This window comes from Eikenella halliae (genome assembly GCF_001648475.1).
Classification (GTDB): Bacteria; Pseudomonadota; Gammaproteobacteria; order Burkholderiales; family Neisseriaceae; genus Eikenella; species Eikenella halliae.
The window spans coordinates 108161-128423 of record NZ_LXSQ01000021.1 but is presented as its reverse complement, the minus strand read 5'-3'; the positions used below and the strand labels follow the sequence as shown (position 1 = coordinate 128423).

At 57.6% G+C, this 20263-nt stretch carries 21 protein-coding genes; 17 read left to right on the top strand and 4 right to left on the bottom strand.

Annotation, left to right across the window (positions count from 1 at the left end):
* Positions 1-700 precede the first annotated feature (700 nt).
* Together A7Q00_RS09390 and hemH are read left to right on the top strand one after the other, a co-directional pair.
* The gene (locus A7Q00_RS09390; protein WP_064090295.1) at positions 701-3109 is read left to right on the top strand and encodes a DNA translocase FtsK; all 2409 of its coding nucleotides are present in this window, start codon (positions 701-703) and stop codon (positions 3107-3109) included.
* 105 nt (positions 3110-3214) lie between these two features.
* Positions 3215-4228, top strand: coding sequence for a ferrochelatase (hemH, locus tag A7Q00_RS09385; RefSeq protein ID WP_064090294.1), 1014 nt, complete (start codon positions 3215-3217; stop codon positions 4226-4228).
* Positions 4229-4518: 290 nt separating this feature from the next.
* Here hemH and A7Q00_RS09380 read toward each other — a convergent pair whose 3' ends face one another.
* Positions 4519-5202 (bottom strand): CPBP family intramembrane glutamic endopeptidase, encoded by a 684-nt coding sequence (locus A7Q00_RS09380; protein WP_064090293.1) that lies wholly within the window; start codon positions 5200-5202, stop codon positions 4519-4521.
* Positions 5192-6145 (bottom strand): tRNA 2-thiocytidine(32) synthetase TtcA, encoded by a 954-nt coding sequence (ttcA, locus tag A7Q00_RS09375; protein ID WP_064090292.1) that lies wholly within the window; start codon positions 6143-6145, stop codon positions 5192-5194. The genes A7Q00_RS09380 and ttcA overlap by 11 nt, the downstream gene beginning before the upstream one ends.
* A 149-nt stretch (positions 6146-6294) precedes the next feature.
* On the opposite strand from ttcA, the gene A7Q00_RS09370 reads away from it, so the two are divergent.
* The 8 genes from A7Q00_RS09370 to A7Q00_RS09335 all read left to right on the top strand — a co-directional run bounded on the left by A7Q00_RS09370 (position 6295) and on the right by A7Q00_RS09335 (position 13554).
* Positions 6295-6750: a DUF4149 domain-containing protein gene (locus A7Q00_RS09370; protein ID WP_064090291.1), complete on the top strand. Its 456-nt coding sequence runs from the start codon at positions 6295-6297 to the stop codon at positions 6748-6750.
* Between the two features lie 114 nt (positions 6751-6864).
* On the top strand, positions 6865-7131 hold the full coding sequence (locus A7Q00_RS09365; protein WP_064090290.1) for an accessory factor UbiK family protein: 267 nt from the start codon (positions 6865-6867) through the stop codon (positions 7129-7131).
* A 10-nt stretch (positions 7132-7141) separates the two neighbouring features.
* On the top strand, positions 7142-8638 hold the full coding sequence (locus A7Q00_RS09360) for a YifB family Mg chelatase-like AAA ATPase (RefSeq protein ID WP_064090289.1): 1497 nt from the start codon (positions 7142-7144) through the stop codon (positions 8636-8638).
* 149 nt (positions 8639-8787) lie between these two features.
* Positions 8788-9567 carry an SPOR domain-containing protein gene (locus A7Q00_RS09355; RefSeq protein ID WP_064090288.1) on the top strand — a complete coding sequence of 260 codons (780 nt, stop codon included), beginning with the start codon at positions 8788-8790 and terminating at the stop codon, positions 9565-9567.
* 38 nt (positions 9568-9605) lie between these two features.
* On the top strand, positions 9606-10274 hold the full coding sequence (locus tag A7Q00_RS09350; RefSeq protein ID WP_064090287.1) for a thiol:disulfide interchange protein DsbA/DsbL: 669 nt from the start codon (positions 9606-9608) through the stop codon (positions 10272-10274).
* A gap of 84 nt (positions 10275-10358) precedes the next feature.
* On the top strand, positions 10359-11180 hold the full coding sequence (locus tag A7Q00_RS09345; RefSeq protein WP_064090286.1) for an undecaprenyl-diphosphate phosphatase: 822 nt from the start codon (positions 10359-10361) through the stop codon (positions 11178-11180).
* 100 nt (positions 11181-11280) lie between these two features.
* Entirely contained in the window at positions 11281-12186 is a 906-nt protein-coding gene (locus A7Q00_RS09340; RefSeq protein ID WP_245637556.1) for an alpha/beta hydrolase, read from the top strand.
* 174 nt (positions 12187-12360) lie between these two features.
* Positions 12361-13554 carry an amino acid aminotransferase gene (locus A7Q00_RS09335; protein ID WP_064090284.1) on the top strand — a complete coding sequence of 398 codons (1194 nt, stop codon included), beginning with the start codon at positions 12361-12363 and terminating at the stop codon, positions 13552-13554.
* A gap of 90 nt (positions 13555-13644) precedes the next feature.
* Here A7Q00_RS09335 and A7Q00_RS09330 read toward each other — a convergent pair whose 3' ends face one another.
* Positions 13645-15024 carry a pentapeptide repeat-containing protein gene (locus A7Q00_RS09330; RefSeq protein ID WP_064090283.1) on the bottom strand — a complete coding sequence of 460 codons (1380 nt, stop codon included), beginning with the start codon at positions 15022-15024 and terminating at the stop codon, positions 13645-13647.
* Positions 15025-15174: 150 nt separating this feature from the next.
* Positions 15175-15633, bottom strand: a complete 459-nt coding sequence (locus A7Q00_RS09325) for a hypothetical protein (RefSeq protein ID WP_064090282.1) — start codon at positions 15631-15633, stop codon at positions 15175-15177.
* Between the two features lie 165 nt (positions 15634-15798).
* Between A7Q00_RS09325 and A7Q00_RS09320 the strand changes: the two genes are divergently transcribed.
* The 7 genes from A7Q00_RS09320 (at position 15799) to A7Q00_RS13620 (ending at position 20226) form a co-directional block, all read left to right on the top strand.
* Positions 15799-16176, top strand: a complete 378-nt coding sequence (locus A7Q00_RS09320; RefSeq protein WP_064090281.1) for a DUF488 domain-containing protein — start codon at positions 15799-15801, stop codon at positions 16174-16176.
* A gap of 157 nt (positions 16177-16333) precedes the next feature.
* Positions 16334-16876: a dTDP-4-dehydrorhamnose 3,5-epimerase gene (gene rfbC / locus A7Q00_RS09315; protein ID WP_064090280.1), complete on the top strand. Its 543-nt coding sequence runs from the start codon at positions 16334-16336 to the stop codon at positions 16874-16876.
* Between the two features lie 15 nt (positions 16877-16891).
* A complete protein-coding gene (gmhB, locus tag A7Q00_RS09310) occupies positions 16892-17449 on the top strand; it encodes a D-glycero-beta-D-manno-heptose 1,7-bisphosphate 7-phosphatase (RefSeq protein ID WP_064090279.1) in 558 nt (185 codons plus the stop codon).
* The gene (locus A7Q00_RS09305) at positions 17449-18216 is read left to right on the top strand and encodes a lysophospholipid acyltransferase family protein (protein WP_064090278.1); all 768 of its coding nucleotides are present in this window, start codon (positions 17449-17451) and stop codon (positions 18214-18216) included. The genes gmhB and A7Q00_RS09305 overlap by 1 nt, the downstream gene beginning before the upstream one ends.
* Entirely contained in the window at positions 18213-18407 is a 195-nt protein-coding gene (locus A7Q00_RS09300; protein WP_064090277.1) for a hypothetical protein, read from the top strand. The genes A7Q00_RS09305 and A7Q00_RS09300 overlap by 4 nt, the downstream gene beginning before the upstream one ends.
* 363 nt (positions 18408-18770) lie before the next feature.
* Positions 18771-19964 (top strand): succinyldiaminopimelate transaminase, encoded by a 1194-nt coding sequence (gene dapC / locus A7Q00_RS09295; RefSeq protein WP_064090276.1) that lies wholly within the window; start codon positions 18771-18773, stop codon positions 19962-19964.
* Complete coding sequence (locus tag A7Q00_RS13620) at positions 19933-20226, top strand: hypothetical protein (protein WP_156503791.1); 294 nt, start codon at positions 19933-19935, stop codon at positions 20224-20226. The genes dapC and A7Q00_RS13620 overlap by 32 nt, the downstream gene beginning before the upstream one ends.
* Positions 20227-20263 lie beyond the last annotated feature (37 nt).

Below are 20263 nucleotides of genomic sequence, written 5' to 3'. Positions count from 1 at the left end.
GGGTTTTCTGCATAATTCGGTCTCCTTGTTTGGAAAATGAACGATGCTGCAAAAGCCCGAAAAAAGGGCTGCACAGCGGGGGCTGCACAGCGGGGGCTGCACAGCGGGGGCTGCACAGCGGGGGCTGAGGCGGCAAACCTGCCTGCGGCGGTTTGCCGCCTCAGCCAAACTTATTATCAATCATCCGAGCCTAGGCTTACAATTCTAGCGGCAGGTTTTGCCTTTATTAACAAAGGCAGCCAAAACTGGCGCAGCCCGTTCCGCCTGCCGTGGAAAGGCTACCTGAAAAATGAATTTCAGTGAGTAGGTTGGGTTAGCCGCAGGCGTAACTCAACACATAAAGTTTGGAATGTTGGGTTTACCAACCCAACCTACCCTCTGCCCTATCAACAGGCTACCTGAAAAATGAATTTCAGGTAGCCTGCTCATTGTGTGGGGTGTAGGGTGTGTGCGGAACGCACGCACGCGGTTTGGGAATAACCGGCAACGGCGTGCGTACCTGCGGCACGCACCCTACGCACCGTGCAGGCTTTCCTGTAACAAAGGCTACCTGAATTTCAGGTAGCCTTTCGCCCTTTCCTTGGGCTGTACGCAAGCAGCAGGGCAATACTGCTATAATGCGGCGTTTTGTATCGTTATTCCGGCGGCCTGCCCTATTCGGCTTTCCCCAGCCGAGGTTTTCAGGTAGCCCATCGTTAATATGAGCAATAAACCTTCCCGCAAAGCAAGCAAATTGAGCAAACCTGCCAAACCGAAGCCAAACCGGCACAATCCGCCTGCCAAGGCTTCGCGCCGGGCGGCCGTGCCTTCGGCTGCGGCGGCGGCTTCGCAATCCATTTCGCTTTTGGCCGATATGCTGTGGCTGTTGGTGCTGCTGTTTGCCGTGTGCCTGGCTTTGGCGCTGGCGAGCTTCACCATGGACGACCCGGCCTGGTCGCGCAGCATCCCCACCGATAATGAGCCGCACAATCTGGCCGGGCTCGTAGGCGCATACACGGCGGATGTGGCCTATTATCTGTTCGGGCTGTCGGTGTGGTGGCTGCTGCTGGCGGCGGCGGTGTGGCTCTACCGCAATTTCCGCAGCGTGAAGCAGAGCAGCGAGAAGCCTTATCACTTGGGCATGGGCTTGGGCGGGGCGGCGTTGTTGCTGTTTGGCAGCCCGCTTTTGGAAGCGGCGGCTTGGTCTGCCGAGTTGCACGATAGTCTGCCGATGGGCGCGGGCGGCTTAATCGGCCAATCGCTCGGCAGCGGCTTTACGCGGCTGTTGGGGGTTTCAGGTAGCCTTTTGGTGCAGGTGGTGCTGATTGTGGCGGGACTCTCGCTGCTGTTGCAAGTATCGTGGCTCACGCTGCTGGAAAAAGCGGGGGCGCAGCTGGAATGGCTGTGGTATCGACTGATCCGCCAGCCGCACCAGTTTGTGCGCGACATACCGAACGCGAAGTTTGCCCGCCGTATGGTGCGCGCGGCAAAAACCATCACCGCCGAAGAAGTGGCAACGGTGGAAGGTGCCAGCAGCAACCGCAAACCGGTGGCGGTGCAGATTAACCAGCCCGCCGACCAAGGGCTACCTGAAAAAGAAAAACCCGTGCCCGAGCGGCAAAAAGATTTGTTCGCTCCCAAACGGCAGGCCGAAGACGGCGAATATCTGCTGCCGGAATTGGATTTGCTTACGCGCCCGCAGGAGCACAAACCGGAAATCAACCCCGAAGCCCTGCAGCACATGGCCGAGCGCATCGAGGCCAAGCTGGCCGAATTCGGCATTCAGGTAACCGTGGTGAGCGCCACCGCCGGGCCGGTGATTACACGTTTTGAAATCGAGCCGGCGCAAGGCGTGAAAGGCAGCCAGATTACCAATCTGGCCAAAGATTTGGCGCGTTCGCTTTCCATGCAGTCGGTGCGCGTGGTGGAAACCATTTCGGGCAAAAGCACCATGGGCATCGAAGTGCCGAACGAGAAGCGGCAGGAAGTGCTGCTGCGCGAAATCTTGTCTTCGCCGGTATTTGCCGCCGCACCGTCCAAGCTCACCGTGGCTTTGGGCAAAGATATTGCCGGCCAGCCGGTGGTGGCCGATTTGGGCAAAATGCCGCACCTTTTGGTGGGCGGCATGACCGGCTCGGGCAAATCGGTGGGCGTGAACGCCATGATTATGTCGATACTGTATAAGGCCGCGCCGGATGAAGTGCGCTTTATCATGATCGACCCGAAAATGCTGGAGCTTTCCGTGTATGAAGGCATTCCGCACCTGCTCTGCCCGGTGGTAACCGATATGCGCGAGGCCGGGCAGGCGCTGAATTGGTGCGTGGCCGAAATGGAAAAACGCTACCGCCTGCTCGCCCATGCTGGCGTGCGCAACCTGGCCGGCTTCAACCAAAAAGTGGCCGAAGCTGCTGCTTCCGGCAAGCCCCTGCCCAACCCCTTCAGCCCCAATCCCGACGAGCCTGAGCCGCTGCAAAAGCTGCCTTATATCGTGATCGTGATTGATGAACTGGCCGATTTGATGATGACCGAGAAAAAGGCGGTAGAAACACAAATCGCCCGCCTGGCGCAAAAAGCCCGCGCCGCCGGTATGCATCTGATTGTGGCCACTCAGCGCCCCAGCGTGGACGTGGTAACCGGCCTGATTAAAGCCAACATCCCCACCCGTATGGCCTTCACCGTGCAAAGCCGCATCGACAGCCGCACCATCCTCGACCAGATGGGCGCAGAAGACCTGCTCAAATACGGCGACCTCCTCTTCCTCCAGCCCGGCAGCGCCGAGCCCGTGCGTCTGCAAGGCGCGTTTGTGAGCGACCACGAAGTGCACGAAGTAGCCTCCTTCGTCAAACGCCAGCAGGGCGCCAACTACATCGAAGGCCTGCTCTCCGGCGAGGCCGCACAGGAAACCGTAAACGCTGTCAACCCCAATGCCGGCAGCGACGAATTGTTCGACCAGGCCGTGGCCTTCATTTTGGAAAGCCGCAAAACCTCCATCTCCTCGCTGCAACGCCAATTGCGCATCGGCTACAACCGCGCCGCCAACCTGATGCAGGCCTTGGAAGACGCAGGCATCGTCTCCCCCGCCGACGTGAGCGGGGCGCGCAAGATATTGGCTAGGAAGGATGATTTGTAGACGATAGTTTTCAGGTAGCCTTCTATCAAACAAATATAAAGGCTACCTGAAAACCCTATTCAGCCTTTTCAGGTAGCCCACTAAAAACACACCCAAGGAACCCCCATGCCCCACTTCCAACCCGAGCCGCCGCATGGTGCGCATCAGCAAGCCAAAGTCGGCATCCTGCTCATCAACCTCGGCACACCGGCCGCACCCACGCCCGAAGCCGTGCGCCCCTATCTGCGCGAATTTTTGTCCGACCCGCGCGTGGTCGAGCTGCCTCGCCTATTGTGGCAGCCTTTGCTGCGCGGCATCATCCTGCCCTTCCGAGCTAAAAAAAGCGCACACGGCTACCGCCAAATCTGGCAACACGAAGGCTCGCCGCTGGCCGTGATTACCGCCAAACAGGCCGCCGCCCTGCAATCCGAGCTGCCGCAAGTGCTGGTGGGGCACGCCATGTCCTACGGCGCGCCGGCCGTGGCCGACGCCATCGCCGCCATGAAAGCCCAAGGCGTAGACCGCCTGCTCGCCATCCCCCTCTATCCGCAATACGCCGCCAGCAGCAGCGGCGCCGCGCTTGATAAAGTGTTGAACGAACTGCTCAAACAGCGCAACCAAATCAGCCTGCGCACCATCAGCCGTTTCTACAACCATCCCGACTACATCCAAGCCATGGCCGCGCATATCCGCGCCTACTGGCAGCAACATGGCCGCGGCCAGCGCATCCTGTTCAGCTTCCACGGCATCCCTGAAGCCGCCGTGCAGCAGGGCGACCCCTACGAAATCGAATGCCGAGCCAGCGCCCAACTGCTGGCTGAAGCCCTGCAGCTCTCCGCCCAAGAATGGTATATCAGCTTCCAAAGCCGCTTCGGCCGCGCCCGCTGGATAGGCCCGGCCACATCCGACCTGCTCACCGAACTGCCCGCCAAACAGCAAATCCGCGAGCTCGATGTGTTCTGCCCCGGCTTCGTGAGCGACTGCCTGGAAACCCTGGAAGAGCTCGCCATCCAAGGCCGCGAACAATTCCACGAAGCCGGCGGCCAAACCTTCCGCTTCATCCCCTGCCTCAACGACAACCCCGTCTTCATCGCCGCCCTGGCCGATATCGCTCAGGAAAACCTGGGCGGCTGGGTATAGCGTGAGGCTACCTGAAAATATATAGCGGTTTAACAAAAGATGGAGCAAGGCGGCGGGGCGTAACAGTACAGCCGGTAGCGGCAAGGCGAATCAACGCTGCAGCGTTTTTTGTTCATCCGCAATAATAGAGGCTACCTGAAACTTTCAGGTAGCCTTTGTTTTTAATTCGTGCATACAGCGTCGGCATACTTGTTTGCCGTTGCGCTCCACCCATTCGTCTGTTGGCTCTGCCATCTCCATCAGGCTACCTGAAAATCAATATACTGCTTTCAGATAGCCTTTCCCCATGCTCACTCAAACAACATCCCGGCCAAGCCCAATGCGTTGTTTACCATATGAATCAAAATCGGGTATTTCAAATCTTTGGTGTGCAGATAGGCCGCGCCGAGCACCAGGCCCATGGCGAAATACAGCAGGAAATCGTAGTGCACCGGCAGACTGTGCAGGCTGCCGAAAATAAAGGCAGACAGCACCAGCAGCAGCCAGCGTTTGCCGCGGTTTTCGATGCTGCCGAAGCTTTGGAAAAAAATGCCGCGCAGCAGCAGCTCTTCCAAAACCGGCGCAAACAGCACGATATAGGCCGCCATCGTCAGCGGGGCGCGTTGCAGCATTTCCATAATGATGAGCTGGTTTTGCAGGTTGTCCACGCTGCTTTCTACACCCAGCGCGGCCATCAGCATTTCGTAGAGCGGGTTGATGGCCAGCATCAGCGCAATATAGCCTACCGCCCACAGCAGTTTTTTGCCGGAAAACCGGCTTTTCCAATCATGGAAATAGCCGTCTGCCTGCTTCAGGTAGAGCTTCAGGTATAGCCCGCACATGGCCACGGCGGCAAGCGTAAACAGCAGTGCGGCCACAATTTGGGCGGCCATGCTCCTACCCAGGCCGCCGAGCAGCCAGGCCAATGTTGGCAGCACCTGCGTCAGCATCAGCAGGGGGATAAACTGTAAGAGTGAAATGAATTTATCCCGCACCGCAGCCTCCGGTTTTCGGCTTGCTGCCCAAAATGTTAATCACTTTGCGTGCGGGTTTTTCAGGTAGCCCTTCGCCTTCGTCGTCGCGCGGGGCGTTGAAGGAAACGGTTTCGCTGTCGAAGGCCAAATCGCCGCCGTGCTTCAGGGTCTGACCGCGTTGCAAACCGGCAAAATCAAACAGTTCGGTATCGGCCAAATGTGAGGGCACCACGTTTTGCAGCGCGGAAAACATGCTTTCAATGCGGCCGGGGAAACGTTTGTCCCAGTCTTTCAGCATTTCGCCCACCACCTGCCGTTGCAAATTGGGCTGCGAGCCGCACAAGTTGCAGGGGATGATGGGGAACTGCTTGATTTCGGCGTATTTGATCAAGTCTTTTTCTTTCACATAGGCCAGCGGGCGGATCACGATGTGCTCGCCGTTGTCGCTCACCAGCTTGGGCGGCATGGCTTTGAGTTTGCCGCCGTAGAACATGTTTAAAAACAAGGTGGCGAGGATGTCGTCGCGGTGGTGGCCGAGCGCGATTTTGGTGCAGCCCAGCTCTTTTGCCGTGCGGTACAAAATTCCGCGCCGCAGGCGGCTGCACAGCGAGCAGGTGGTTTTGCCTTCATCAAGCACGCGCTTCACGGTGGAATAGGTGTCTTCTTCCACAATTTTGAACGGCACGCCGATGGAAGTCAGGTATTCCGGCAGAACGTGTTCGGGAAAGCCGGGCTGTTTTTGGTCGAGGTTCACCGCCACCAGCTCGAATTTAATCGGCGCGGAGGCTTGCAAATGGCGCAGGATGTCCAAGAGGGCGTAGCTGTCTTTGCCGCCGGAGAGGCAGACCATTATTTTGTCGCCCTCTTCAATCATATTGAAATCGTTAATCGCTTGGCCCACGGCGTGGCGCAGGCGTTTGTGCAGTTTGTTGGCTTCGTGTTCGTGTTTGGGCTTATTGGACATAATGGTGTGTCGGCAACGTAAAGTGCGGGATTGTAACGCAATGTAGGCAGATTTTATAGCAGGTAAAGTATCGGCCCGGCAGCTGAAAGTATGCAAAGAATACGGTACACTGCGTTTCGTTTTAAATAAAAAGCAGAGAAAGGAAACGAATGTTTGCAAACCGAGTATTGGCACTGCTGGCGGCGGCGTGGTTCGGCGCGTATCTTTTGGCCGGCTACGGCGCGGCGCCGCTATTGTTCCAATCTCTGCCCAAAGAGCAGGCCGGCAGCCTGGCCGGCGCATTATTCAGCGCGGTGAACTACATCGGGCTGTTTGTGTGGGCCATCCTTTATTTGGCCGGCCTCTCGGCGCAGCAGCGCAGCTACGGCCAACGCAGCAAACTCAGCTCGCGCACCGTTGCCCTCACCTGGCTGCTGCTGGCCGTCTCGCAATTTGTGCTGGTGCCGCTTATCCGCGCCCTGCGCGGCGGGCAGACGCATTGGCTCTCCAACCTGCTCGGCGGCGAACTGGCTTTCTGGCACAGCATGTCCAGCAGCCTGTATGTGCTCATCAGCCTGCTCGGCCTGTTTTTAATCATGCGCCTGCTGCGTTTCGAGTGGCAATAAATCGGGTTGGAAAGGCTACCTGAAATTTTTCAGGTAGCCTTTTACCGCTTGCCGCCCTATTCCCGCACTTATACAATGCGCCCATCCCGACCCTTCAAAAATAAAGGAAACCCCATGTTGGCCAAACAAATCCTCGACGAACTCGCCGGAAAAATCGGCAACGCCATTGCCGAAAGCCCGGTGAAAGACGTGGAAAAAAACGTGAAAACCCTGCTCGGCAGCACATTCGGCAAGCTCGATTTGGTAACGCGCGAAGAATTCGACATCCAACAGCAGGTGCTCATCAAAACCCGCGAAAAACTGGCTGCCTTAGAAGCACGCCTGGCCAAGCTGGAAGCCGCCGCCCAGGCCGCCCTGCCCAACCCTTCCGAACAGCAATAGGAAGCGCGGCATGAGTTTGGCGGTGGTATACAGCCGGGCGCTCAGCGGCATGGCCGCGCCCTTGGTGGAAGTGGAAGCCCACTTGGCCAACGGCCTGCCCGCGTTCAATATCGTCGGCCTGCCCGACACCGAAGTGAAAGAAAGCCGCGACCGCGTGCGCGCCGCCATCATCCAAAGCGGCTTCGATTTTCCCGCCAAAAAAATCACCGTCAACCTCGCCCCGGCGGATCTGCCCAAAGAATCCGGCCGTTTCGACCTGCCGATTGCCGTGGGCATCCTCGCCGCTTCCGGCCAAATCGCCATTTCGCCCGAAGAATTGGCCAAATACGAGCTGGCCGGCGAGCTGGCCTTGTCCGGCCTGCTGCGCCCGGTGCGCGGTGCGCTGGCCATGGTGTGGCAAAGCACGCAGGCGCGGCGCCGTTTTATTTTGCCGCAAGAGAGCGCCGAGCAGGCCGCGCTGATTGAACGCGCCGAAGTGTTGGCTGCCGAAAGCTTGGTGGCCGTGGCCGCCCACCTCAACGGCATCGCCGCCCTGCCCCGCTGCCAAGCCCGTGCTGAAGCGGCCGAAGAAGCGCCCTATCCCGACCTGCAAGACGTAAAAGGCCAGCACACCGCGCGGCTCGCGCTTGAAATTGCCGCCGCCGGCGGCCACAGCATCCTGATGAGCGGCCCGCCCGGCACCGGCAAATCCATGCTGGCGCAACGCCTGCCCGGCATCCTGCCGCCACTCTCCGACGACGAAATCACCGAAACCTGGGCACTGCGCTCGCTGCTGCCCCAACAACACAGTTTCTCCCGCCGCCGCCCCTTCCGTTCGCCGCACCACAGCGCCAGCGCCGCCGCCATGGTGGGCGGTGGTTCCGACCCCAAGCCCGGCGAAATTTCCCTGGCGCACAACGGCGTATTGTTTCTCGACGAATTGCCCGAATTCGACCGCAAGGTGCTGGAAATGCTGCGCGAACCGCTGGAAAACGGCCTCATCCACATTTCCCGCGCCAGCCGCCAAGCCACCTATCCCGCCCGCTTCCAGCTGGTCGCCGCCATGAACCCCTGCCCCTGCGGCTACCTCGGCCACCCCGCCAAACCCTGCCGCTGCACGCCCGAAAGCATCGCCCGCTATCGCGGCAAAATTTCCGGCCCGCTTTTGGACAGGATTGATTTGATTATCGAAGTGCCCGCCCTCTCCGCCGCCGAGCTCACCCAAGCCACACCCGGCGAGCCCAGCGCCGCCGTACGCGAACGCGTGCTGGCCGCGCGCGAACGCCAACAACGGCGGCAGGGCAAAAGCAATGCCCTACTCAACGTAACCGAGCTGGACGAGCTGGCCGCCATCGAGCCGGAAGCCAAAGCCGCCCTCTCCGCCGTGCTGGAAAAACTTTCGCTTTCCGCCCGCAGCTACCACCGCATCCTGCGCATCGCCCGCACCTTGGCCGACCTGGCCGGCAGCGACACCGTAAACCAGCGCCATGTGATGCAGGCCGTGAGCTTACGCCGCACCCCGTCTTAACAAAGAAACGGGTTTTCAGGTAGCCTTCCCCCATGTCTTACCCAGGCTACCTGAAACCGCCTGTCTGCCTGAAAGAACATGTAAAAAGCTTCCGCCGCAGCAAACGGTTTTGATAAAATGCCGCACCTTTTTAGCAATCCATTTTCCTCATGCCAAACAAACCCCACGGTCAAGGCCTTTCCGGCTTTATATTCGGCCTCCTGCTTGCCACCCTCATCATCGGCGTGGTTTTGTATTTCCTCAACAACACGCCCTCCGGCATCAAACAGCCCGAAGCGCCGAAAACCGAAATCCAGCCCGAAATCCTCACTCCGCGCCAAGAGCGTCAGCCCGAACAACGCCCGAGCGACACCACCGTCGGCTCCGACAGCGGCCGTTACGCCCTGCCGCCCGGCGACATCACCGACAAACCGCCCGTAGCCGCCTCCGTGCCGCAGCAGGCCAGCACGCCTGCACAACGCCCGGAAGAGAAACCCGCGCAGGAAGACAAGCCCGTACAAACCAAACCGCGCGAACAGCAGCGCAAGCCCGAACCGGAAGCCAAGCCCACGCCCGAGCAGATTTTGGAAAGCGGCAATGTGGAGCGCGCCCGCGAGCAAGCCCGCCGCCAGCGGCGTGAAGCCGAAGCCAAAGCGGCACGCGAAGCCGAATCCAAGACTGCCGAGCAGCGTGCCCAGCGCAATGCCGAAGGCGGCAACGGCCGCTACATCGTACAAATGGGCTCCTACAACAACCCACAGGCCGCCGACACCCAACGCGCCAAACTCGCCATGCTCGGTGTGAACGCCCGCGTAACCAGCAGCAAGCGCAGCGACGGCCAAACCGTATACCGTCTCCAAAGCGGCCGCCTCAGCCGTGCCGAAGCCCAAGCCCTCAGCGAACGCCTGCGCGGCAGCGGCATCGACACCCTCACCCGCCAAGCCGATTAACCCATCCTCCTTCCATCCTTAAATAACGAAAGATTAAAATGAAACTGAAAACCCTGCTCCTCTCCGCACTCACCGTCTTCGCCGTCACCGCCGCCCAAGCCAAAGCCGTGGAAGGCACCGACTACATCGTACGCAGCAATGAGATCAAACCCGTGCAGTCCGACAAAATCGAAGTAACCGAATTCTTCGGCTATTTCTGCATCCACTGCCAACACCTCGAACCGATTATCGAGCAGCAAAGCAAACGCTTCGCCTCCGACACCGTATTGCGCCAAGAGCACGTGGTGTGGCAGCCTGCCCACCAAACCCTCGCCCGCCTGGCCGCAGCCGTGAAATCCACCGGCCTCTCCCGCCAAGCCAACCAGGCTATCTTCAAAGCCCTGATGGACGGCGTTGTAACCGACGAAACCAGCCTGAAAAACTGGATTCAGCAGCAACCCTACGGCAGCCGCCTGCTCGCCGCCTACAACAGCCCGCAGTCCGCCGCCGCTGCCCAAACCATGCAGCAGCAAACCGTTACCTACAACATCACCAAAACCCCGACGGTGGTGGTGGGCGGCAAATACGAGCTCACCAACTCCCAAAACATGGCCGTGCTGCAGGAGCTGATTGAAAAAGTCCGTGCCGAACGCGGCATGCCCGCCCCCGCCCCGCGCGCCGTCGTGCGCAGCCGCGGCGCAGCCATCGCCGGCCAGGCCAACCGCTAAGGCGGCGCAAAGATTTTCAGGTAGCCCGTACTCCGATACAGGCTACCTGAAAAATATTTACCCCACGTTTTAAGAGTTTAACCAATGAGCCTGCTCCTCGCCTTCAAAGCCCTCTTCCTCGGCATCATCGAAGGCCTTACCGAATTCCTGCCCATTTCCAGCACCGGCCACCTGATTGTGGCCGGCAGCCTCATCGGCTTCGACGCCGAAAGCCATGCCGTATTCAACATCGCCATCCAGCTCGGTGCCATCCTCGCCGTGGTGTACGAATACCGCGCCCGCTTCATCCATGTAGCCACCCATATCGGCAAAGACCGGCTGTCCAACCGCTTCGTGCTCAACCTGGCCATCGCCTTCATCCCCGCCGCCGTCATCGGCCTGCTGTTCAACGACTTCATCGAAAAAGTGCTGTTCAACCCCGTGAGCGTGGCTGCGGCGCTGGTGGTGGGCGGCTTTTTGATTTTATGGATTGAAAAACGGCAAAGCCGCGTACCGCCGAAAGTGCGCAGTGTGGACGATATGCGCCCGCGCGACGCACTGGCCGTGGGCCTGTTTCAAATTTTAGCCCTGATTCCCGGCACTTCCCGCTCCGGCAGCACCATCATGGGCGGCATGGTGTGGGGACTCGACCGCAAAACCGCCACCGAATTCTCCTTCTTCCTCGCCGTGCCGATTATGGTAGCCGCCTCCGGCTACAGCATTTTAAAAAACCTCAGCGCCTTCTCCTCGCAGGAGCTCGGCCTCATCGCCATCGGCTTTGCCACCGCTTTTGCCTCCGGCCTCATCGCCGTAAAAGCCCTGCTGCGTTTTGTATCCAGCAAAAATTTCGTGCCCTTCGCCTACTACCGCATCATCTTCGGCGGCATCATCCTGCTCACTTGGCTGTGCGGCTGGGTAAATTGGTAGAACACCCAATCAGGCAAGGCTGGCTGAAACAGACTCATTTATCTTTTTCAGGTAGCCTCAACCCAGAAACAACAAAGGCTACCTGAAACAAATAACGCAAGTGAAAGCAAAGCTAAAACGGCAACGCTATTTTTCAGGTAGCCTCAATCCCAAAAGGCTGCCGCCCAAACCAACCATGAAGCACAAATCCCTCCTCTTCGGCCTGGCCGCCCTCCTCGCCCTCCTGTTCGGCCTGTCCTCCTGCGCCCAACAGGCCTTTTATTATCCCGACCATGCCGACTACGGCTCGCCCGCCCAATCTGGCCTGCCCTACGAAAACGTCTCCTTCCAAAGCGCCGACGGCACGCGCCTGCACGGCTGGTTTGTGCCCGCACGCGGCGTGGCCGATGCCAAGCAAGCCCGCGCTACCATCATCCACTTCCACGGCAACGCGCAAAACCTCACCGCCCACTGGCAGGCCGTGAAATGGCTGCCCGAACACGGCTACAACGTTTTCCTGTTCGACTATCGCGGCTACGGCCAATCTGAAGGCAAGCCCAGCCCCGAAGGCCTGTTTGCCGACAGCAACGCCGCGCTGGATTATGTGCGCAACCGCCCCGATGTCAACCCCGAACGCCTGCTCGTGTTCGGCCAGAGCCTAGGCGGCACCAACGCCATTGCCGTGGTGGGCGCAGGCAACAAAGCCGGCGTGCGCGCCGTGGCCATCGAATCCACCTTCTCTTCTTATTCCAGCATCGCCAACGACAAACTCCCCGGCGCTGGCATCCTAGTGGGCAACCGCTACAGCGCCCGCCGCTTCGTGGCGCAAATCAGCCCCATCCCCCTGCTGCTGATGCACGGCACCGCCGACCCAGTCATCCCCGCCAAACACTCGCAAATCCTATTCGAGCTCGCCCAAGAGCCCAAACAGCTGATCCTCATCCCCAACGGCACCCACCTCGGCCTCTCCGGCCTGGGTGGCTACGAAACGCAGCTGCTGGATTTCTTCAACCGGCACAGCGAATAAAGCCAGAAAACGCGTATAGCGGCACTCCTGTGATTGCAGCCGGGGAGTGCCGCTATTTTTCTTTTTCAACATTCCGTTTTTTCAGGTAGCCCTTACCGCCGAAATCAGCGTAAAATTGCCCCGGCATTACCCTTTCCATTTAATTGTTCCACCCGATAAAAAAGGAAGACACCCATGTTTCGGCACGTTGAGTTCTACCCCGGCGACCCCATCCTCGGCCTGATGGAAAAATACAACCAAGACCCGCGCAGCGAGAAAGTAAACCTCGGTGTGGGCGTTTATTACGACGGCGAAGGCCGCCTGCCCGTGCTCGAGTGCGTGAAAACCGTTGAACGCGCCCTTGCCGAGAGCCCGCGCCCGCGCGGCTACCTGCCCATGGAAGGCCTGGCCGCCTACCGCAGCGCCTGCCAAAACCTGCTGTTCGGTGCCGACCATCCCGCCGTAAAAGAAGGCCGCATCGCCACCATCCAATCGCTCGGCGGCTCCGGCGCGCTGCGCGTGGGTGCCGATTTTATCCACGCCTGGTTTCCGCAGGCCAAGTGCTACGTGAGCGACCCCACCTGGGGCAACCATGTGAGTATTTTCGAGGCGGCCGGTTTCGAAGTGGGCAAATACCCCTACTACGATCCCGCCACTATCGGCGTGAAATTCGAAGAAATGAAAGCCTTCTTCCGCACGCTCAAGCAACACGACGTAGTGGTGCTGCACCCCTGCTGCCACAATCCCACCGGTGTGGATTTGAGCCGCAGCCAATGGGACGAAATCCTGCAAATCGTGAAAGAAGTCGGCCTCATCCCCTTTATGGACATCGCCTACCAAGGCTTCGCCGAAGACATGGAAAGCGACGTGTACGCCATCCGCCGCGCCGTCGAGCTCGGCCTGTCCGTCTTCATCAGCAACTCCTTCTCCAAAAACCTCTCGCTCTATGGCGAACGCGTGGGCGGCCTCTCCGTGGTGTGCCCCAGCGCCGAAGAAGCCAAGCTCGTGCTCGGCCAGCTCAAATTCACCGTGCGCCGCATCTATTCCAGCCCCCCTTCCCACGGCGGCTTCGTGGTGGACGGCGTGATGAACAACGAAACCCTGTTCAAACAATGGGAAGGCGAAGTGTATGAAATGCGCGACCGCATCCGCGCCATGCGCCAAAAGCTGCAGGAAGTGCTCAGCGCCAAAGTGCCCGGCCGCGATTTCAGCTATTTCACCAAACAACGCGGCATGTTCAGCTTCACCGGCCTTTCTCCAGAACAGGTAGAACGCCTGCAAAAAGAGTTTGCCGTTTATATGGTGAGCAACGGCCGCATGTGCGTGGCCGGCCTGAACGAGCAGAATATCGACTACGTGGCCAATGCCTTCGCCGAAGTATTGAAATAAACGCAGGCAGGCTTGAATAAGAAGGCTACCTGAAAAATGTTTTGGTGTTCAGGTAGCCTCCACTCTACTAATTGCTGAAATATTTGTTTACTACTTTCCTTGCTTCTCATTAATAAGCATCACTCCTGTTTCTTTTTCAAATATCTCCATAGCATCAGAAAGCACTCTTTCATCATCTTCTTTATCTTTAAATATTGGATGATTCTTTTTCCACTCCGGATAGATTTCTTTCAGAAATTTTCTTTCGGTAATCTTAGCCATAAATAAACTCTTTGCTTTTTCTAATACGCTCCATATAATATACCCATTCTCTTGGAAAGGGATATATGCTCTGACTTCTTGTAAACTTGCACCGCTTAAATCAGATCCATGCAGAAATGCTTCACTTAAGTTGGCTTTATTCAGAACTATTCCATTTAAATCAGCACTCTGCAAAATCGCCCATCTTAAATTAGCCTTATAACAGTTTGCATTACGTAATTGCGCGCCAATAAAATTAATTGACCACATATTTGCACCCTGTAATTGTGCTTGATTTAACACAAGTCCTGATAAATCCTTTGCTTTATCATCTACGCCAGCCGTATGGAAATCCATACCTGCTAGGCAAATATTAGGTAACATTTCAGGAAATGCCCGTAGGTTAGCTTCGGTATTATCTTTATTCAGACTTAATAAAACTTGAGTAAGTGCAACACCTAATGGGCTCCTAGCCTTATCTTGTAGCTCATGAATAATCTGTTCTTTCTCATCATCAGATAAATTCTCATCTTCTAATCGATTCAAACTATCCTGTTGCATAGCCTGCCAAGCTGATTTCAAGAGATTAAAAGCAGGTCTTCGAAAACTTTCACCGTATTCACCGCGAAAAAATGGCAGTAAGTTGTAAACTGCTGAAATTTGTAACGCTACTGCACCTTCCCATTTGCTAAAGGTACTGAACTGCGTATTTTTAAGAGATTTACTGTATTCCTTTGATTGCTCCGTTATAGTTTCGCTTATTCTATCGTTATTATCTTGGTTGTTACTTCCATAATTTTTGATAATACTTTTCTCGCTAATCTTCATCTCGGGCAAATGTGCACCACTTACCCATTCAGATAGTTTTTGGAATTCCTTTAGGTTGATATCTTTCCGTTGATTATCAATCTGCTGCTTGCTATTTTCATCGCGAAAATACCAAATAGCAAAGGCAACAGGAGAAGAAACCAACAGGATGATAAAATTCCAAAATCCGGCAGAAGCATCTGGATTCATCGAAATAACAGGCAAGCATATAAACAAAAAGATTAAAACTGAACCGATACTGGCACATCCTACCTTTTCCACATTGCTCCGCCTACTCCACCAAGGCTCAATCATTTCTTTCCATTTCGTTTGCATCTGTGCGTACACTATATTCATCTTTTTAGTAAATAAACTTGCTACTGTATTCAATTCAGCTTGATTATCCTGATTCTCTTCTTCCATTTTTCTTTACCTATTCATTTAAAACAAACGTAGGATAAACAGTACACCTTAATTTATACAAACTCTGTCTTCTATTTTTCAGGTAGCCCAACACCAAAAAGAGGCTACCTGAAAACGGCTCAACGGTTTCCCCCCAACGCAGCCCAAACCTCACACAAACTCAAAGCGCACATTCTCATACAGCGCGAAATGCAGCGGGTTCAGTCCTGCCATCGCCACCACTTCCGCTCCTTGCTGCAAACTGCCCCAATCTTCCGCCCACACTGCGGCCAGCTGCACGCGCCATCCCTGCCGCACCAGATGCCGGATCACTTCCTGCAAATGCAGGGTTTCCCGCATGGGCGAATGTTCCAACATCTCCGGCGATGTCATTTCCGGCTCGCGAAAACCGTATTCGGCAAATGCGCCGTCACCATAAAAGGAAAAACAGCAGCCGCAGCCGCCGTGGCTGTCGCCCGAACCGTCGCCCATCACGTCGTAGTTGCGGGCATAGGGCATGGCGGCTGCCCGCACGCTCTGATCGTCGGCCGGCTGGAAGCAGATGCCGCTGCCGTTTTGGGCAAACAAATCGTCCGGGCAATCCGTGCTGAGTAATACGGTAAAGCACATAGCCAACCTTTCTGATGAAAAATGGGCGTATGATAGCCGAAATTGTAAGCACCAACTGCTTTCAGGTAGCCTCACGCTACCCAAAGGCTACCTGAAAAAGAAACTTCAACGAAGTTAAAAATATCGCAACGCTTTTCAAACAACAATCAGCCAGAAAGCCCTACCATGCCCGCCATCCGCCGCATCTACGGCTACACGCCCTCTGTCGCCCCCGCCATTTTCTGCGACCGCCTCTACCCGCGCGGCATCCGCAAAGAAACCTTCGCCGCCGTGCAGTGGCTCAAAGACATTGCCCCTTCCGCCGAGCTGCGCCGCTGGTATCATGCCGCGCCGCAAGAGCGTTTCCCCGAATTTGCCGCGCGCTACACCGAAGAGCTGCAAAGCGGCAGCGCCCATGCCGCGCTGCTGGCGCTGAAAAAGCAGCTGGCCGCAGCACCAGATACCGTGTTGCTCACCGCCGTGCGCTGCCCGCAGCAGAGCCATCTTTCGGTGTTGGCCGAGGTGTTGGGCTGGGAAAAGGTGGATTGGGGCGATGGCGATTGAGACGTTTGAACGGTTTTAACTGCGTTGAAGCTGCGCTTTAGCTTGTCAGAAACTCGCTTCGCTCGTGTTAACTTCGTTGAAGCTCGCGCTTTCAGGTAGCCTCAAACACCGCATTCTCGGTAAAATAGAGCTTTCAGCCCATTCAAACACGCACAGCATGAATATTTTCGACACCGCCCTGCCCGATGTGAAAATCATCGAGCCCGAAGCCCACGGCGACGAGCGCGGCTTCTTTATGGAAACCTTCCGCGACAACTGGTTTCGCGAGCACATCGGCCACCACACTTTCGTGCAGGAAAACCACTCCCGATCCGAGCATGGCGTGCTGCGCGGCCTGCACTATCAAACCGTTTGCCCGCAAGGCAAGCTGGTGCGCGTGGTATCGGGCAGCGTGTTCGACGTGGCCGTGGATTTGCGCCGCTCCTCGCCCACTTTCGGCCATTGGGTGGGCGCGGTGCTTTCTGCCGAAAACCGCTACCAAATGTGGATTCCGCCCGGCTTCGCCCACGGTTTCTACACCACCGACAGCCACGCCGACATCGTGTATAAATGCACCAACTACTACCAGCCCGACCACGAACACACCCTGTTCTGGCACGACCCCGCCGTGGGCATCGACTGGCCGCTGGCCGCCCCGCCGCTGCTTTCCGGCAAAGATGCCGCCGGCAGCCTGCTGGCACAGGCCGTATTGTTCGATTAAAGGCTACCTGAAACCATGAAACTCATCATCCTCGACCGCGACGGCGTGCTCAACCAAGACCGCGACGACTTCGTCAAATCCGAAGACGAATGGATTCCCCTGCCCGGCAGTATGGACGCCGTGGCGCTGTTCAAGCAGGCCGGCTACACCGTCGTCATCGCCACCAACCAATCCGGCATCGGCCGCCGCTATTTTTCCATGCAAGACCTCAACGAAATGCACGAAAAAATGCACCGCCTGGCCAACGAAGCCGGCGGCAGCATCGACGGCATCTGGTTTTGCCCGCACACTGACGCCGACCGCTGCTCCTGCCGCAAGCCCAAGCCCGGCATGGTGGAAGACATCCTCAACCGCTTCAACACCGACGCACGCGGCGTGTATCTCGTGGGCGACAGCCTGCGCGATTTGCAAGCCATCGACGCCGTGGGCGGCCTGCCCGTGCTCGTGCTCACCGGCAAAGGCAAGAAAACCCTCGCCGCCGGCGGGCTACCTGAAAACACCCAAGTGTTCGACGACCTGCTCTCCTTCGCCCAACACCTCATCAACCCACCCGAAACCGAACAGGAAGCCTGATGATTTCCCTGTGGATACGCAACCTCGCCTACTGGCTGCTGATGGCGCTCGTTACCCCGCCGCTGTTTATCGTGATGCTGCTCGCCGCCCCCATCCCCGGCGCCCTCCACGCCCTCGCCACCCGCTGGGCGCTGATGCTGATGTGGCTCCTAGAAAACATCGTCGGCCTCAAATACCGCGTGGAAGGAGCAGAAAACATCCCTGCAGGCCCCGCCGTTATCTGCTGCAAACACCAATCCGGCTGGGAAACGCTGGCCACGCAGAAAATCTTCCCGCCGCAAGTCTTCGTGGCCAAGCGCGAGCTGTTCCGCATTCCCTTCTTCGGCTGGGGGCTCAAGCTCGCCGGCACCATCGGCATCGACCGGCGCAACCCCGGCAAAGCCTCCGCCCAAATCATCGAGCAAGGCAGCAAACGCAAAGCGCAAGGCTATTGGATCACCATTTTCCCCGAAGGCACGCGCATGCCGCCCGGCAGCAAAGGCCGCTACAAAAGCGGCGCCGCCCGCACCGCCCAGCTGCTGGAAATGGACATCGTGCCCGTTGCCCTCAACAGCGGCGAATTTTGGCCGAAAAACTCTTTCCTCAAATATCCCGGCGAAATCAGCGTCATCATCTGCTCGCCGATTAAACACGATTCCGGCAGCATCGCCGAGCTCACCGCTGCCACCGAAGCAGCCATCGAAAGCCAAATGCCCCGCATCACCGGCCGCGGCCCCTGCTACGGCAGCGCCAAACCGGGCAGAGAACAGAAAGGCAGCGCAGCATGAAGCCGAATATGGACGGCGACACCATCGGCGCCATCGCCTTCGCCCTGGCCGCCCTTTTCTTCGTGTGGCGTTATCTCGCCGCCGATTTGCGGCACAGTGAAATCCGCCCTATCTGGCGGTGGCTCATCATCGGCAGCGGCATTGCCGCCATCGTAGCCAGCCTGCTGTATTATTTGGGCATTCTCGGCTGAAACCGCCCTTGGATAAGCTTTCAGGTAGCCTTCAAGGCTACCTGAAAATGTTTCCGTGTACTCTGCAGCAGGTTATATCTTGTTATCACCAGCAGCAAAGGTCTATAACAAGCCGAATTGACTTTCGATACGGGCGAGCCGCAGACAGTACAGAAATCCAGCGAGGCGAACCAACGCTGTAGCAAAAGTTAAGTTGGTTCGCTACACCTGAAACCCGCCTGCTGCATTTTTAACTGCGCTTTAGCTTCGCAGAAACTCACTTCGTTCGCTTTAACTGCGTTGAAGCTCACGCTTTCAGGTAGCCTATCCCATGCCTGCCGACTACAATACCCCCTTTCCCCTAACACCAAACACCAGCCCGCCATGAACCCGCACCTGTCCCAACTCCAGCCCTACCCCTTCGCCCGCCTGCGTGAAGCAATGCAGGGCATACACCCACCCGAGGGCGTTGCGCCCGTGCCGCTGCAAATCGGCGAGCCCAAACACCCCGCCCCCGCTGTGATCACCGACGCGCTCACCGCCGCCCTGCCGCGCCTCGATGCCTATCCGCAAACTGCCGGCCTGCCCGAACTGCGCCAGGCCTGCGCCGGTTTCCTGCAACGCCGCTACGGCATCACGCTCGATCCGGACAGCGAAATCCTGCCCGTGCTGGGCAGCCGCGAAGCCCTGTTTGCCTTCGTACAGGCGGCGCTGGGCGGCAACGAGCAGGAAAAGCCCGTGGTGGTGTGCCCCAATCCGTTTTATCAGATTTACGAAGGCGCCGCGCTCCTGGCCGGGGCGGAAACTGCGTTTGCCAACTGCCGCGCTCCGCACTTCAAGCCCGATTGGGGCAGCATTCCTGAGACCGTGTGGCAGCGCGTGAAACTGGTATTCGTTTGTTCGCCGCACAACCCCTGCGGCAGTGTGATGCAAAAAGCCGACTGGGCAGAACTCTTTGAATTGCAAAGCCGCTACGGCTTCATCATCGCCGCCGACGAATGCTATTCCGAAATTTACTTCGAAGGCGAGCCGCCTATCGGCTGCCTGCAGGCCGCTGCCGAATTGGGGCGCGGTTTCAGCAAACTGGTGATGTTCACCAGCCTCTCCAAACGCTCCAACGTGCCCGGCCTGCGCTCCGGTTTCGTGGCCGGCGATGCTGCGCTGCTCACAGATTTCCTGCTCTACCGCACCTACCACGGCAGCGCCATGGGCATTCCCGTGCAGATGGCCAGCATCGCCGCCTGGAACGATGAAACGCATGTGTTGGAAAACCGCCGCCTGTATCAGGAAAAATTCGCCCGCGTGCTGCCGATTCTGGCGCAGGGTTTTGAGGTAACACGGCCGGATGCTTCGTTCTATATTTGGCTGCAAGCGCCGGATGGCGACGATTTGGCCTTCGCTCGCACCCTGTGGCGCGAAGCCGCCATCCAAGTGCTGCCCGGCCGCTTTCTGGCGCGCGACACCGCGCAAGGCAACCCCGGCGCGGGCTATGTGCGCATCGCGCTGGTCGCCCCCGTGGCCGACTGCGTGGCCGCAGCAGAGAAGATTGTGGCAATCCGCCGGCGTTGTTATCCATAGCATCAATAGGCTACCTGAAAGCGTGAGCTTTAACGGAGTTAAAACGAGCGAAGTGAGTTCCTGCGGAGCTAAAACGCCGCTTCAACGCAGTTCAAACCGTTTCCGCCATTTCGCCCGTATCAATCAAGGCTACCTGAAAAACCATAATCCGGTTTCAGGTAGCCTTTATTGCATCCACTCAGCCGCGCTATCCCCTTATGCCGATAGAGTGGGTGGGCAGAAGCGGCGCACAGTCAAGCTGTCCAACTCGGCAGCATTCTGATTTTAATTCACGATATAAGCCAAGCGGCCGCGGCAAA

Coding starts and splice junctions, on each gene's coding strand:
- A7Q00_RS09390 (WP_064090295.1), top strand. CDS start 701: ATGAGCAATAAACCTTCCCGCAAAGCAAGCAAATTGAGCAAACCTGCC.
- hemH (WP_064090294.1), top strand. CDS start 3,215: ATGCCCCACTTCCAACCCGAGCCGCCGCATGGTGCGCATCAGCAAGCC.
- ttcA (WP_064090292.1), bottom strand. CDS start 6,145: ATGTCCAATAAGCCCAAACACGAACACGAAGCCAACAAACTGCACAAA.
- A7Q00_RS09370 (WP_064090291.1), top strand. CDS start 6,295: ATGTTTGCAAACCGAGTATTGGCACTGCTGGCGGCGGCGTGGTTCGGC.
- A7Q00_RS09365 (WP_064090290.1), top strand. CDS start 6,865: ATGTTGGCCAAACAAATCCTCGACGAACTCGCCGGAAAAATCGGCAAC.
- A7Q00_RS09360 (WP_064090289.1), top strand. CDS start 7,142: ATGAGTTTGGCGGTGGTATACAGCCGGGCGCTCAGCGGCATGGCCGCG.
- A7Q00_RS09355 (WP_064090288.1), top strand. CDS start 8,788: ATGCCAAACAAACCCCACGGTCAAGGCCTTTCCGGCTTTATATTCGGC.
- A7Q00_RS09350 (WP_064090287.1), top strand. CDS start 9,606: ATGAAACTGAAAACCCTGCTCCTCTCCGCACTCACCGTCTTCGCCGTC.
- A7Q00_RS09345 (WP_064090286.1), top strand. CDS start 10,359: ATGAGCCTGCTCCTCGCCTTCAAAGCCCTCTTCCTCGGCATCATCGAA.
- A7Q00_RS09335 (WP_064090284.1), top strand. CDS start 12,361: ATGTTTCGGCACGTTGAGTTCTACCCCGGCGACCCCATCCTCGGCCTG.
- A7Q00_RS09330 (WP_064090283.1), bottom strand. CDS start 15,024: ATGGAAGAAGAGAATCAGGATAATCAAGCTGAATTGAATACAGTAGCA.
- A7Q00_RS09325 (WP_064090282.1), bottom strand. CDS start 15,633: ATGTGCTTTACCGTATTACTCAGCACGGATTGCCCGGACGATTTGTTT.
- A7Q00_RS09320 (WP_064090281.1), top strand. CDS start 15,799: ATGCCCGCCATCCGCCGCATCTACGGCTACACGCCCTCTGTCGCCCCC.
- rfbC (WP_064090280.1), top strand. CDS start 16,334: ATGAATATTTTCGACACCGCCCTGCCCGATGTGAAAATCATCGAGCCC.
- gmhB (WP_064090279.1), top strand. CDS start 16,892: ATGAAACTCATCATCCTCGACCGCGACGGCGTGCTCAACCAAGACCGC.
- A7Q00_RS09305 (WP_064090278.1), top strand. CDS start 17,449: ATGATTTCCCTGTGGATACGCAACCTCGCCTACTGGCTGCTGATGGCG.
- A7Q00_RS09300 (WP_064090277.1), top strand. CDS start 18,213: ATGAAGCCGAATATGGACGGCGACACCATCGGCGCCATCGCCTTCGCC.
- dapC (WP_064090276.1), top strand. CDS start 18,771: ATGAACCCGCACCTGTCCCAACTCCAGCCCTACCCCTTCGCCCGCCTG.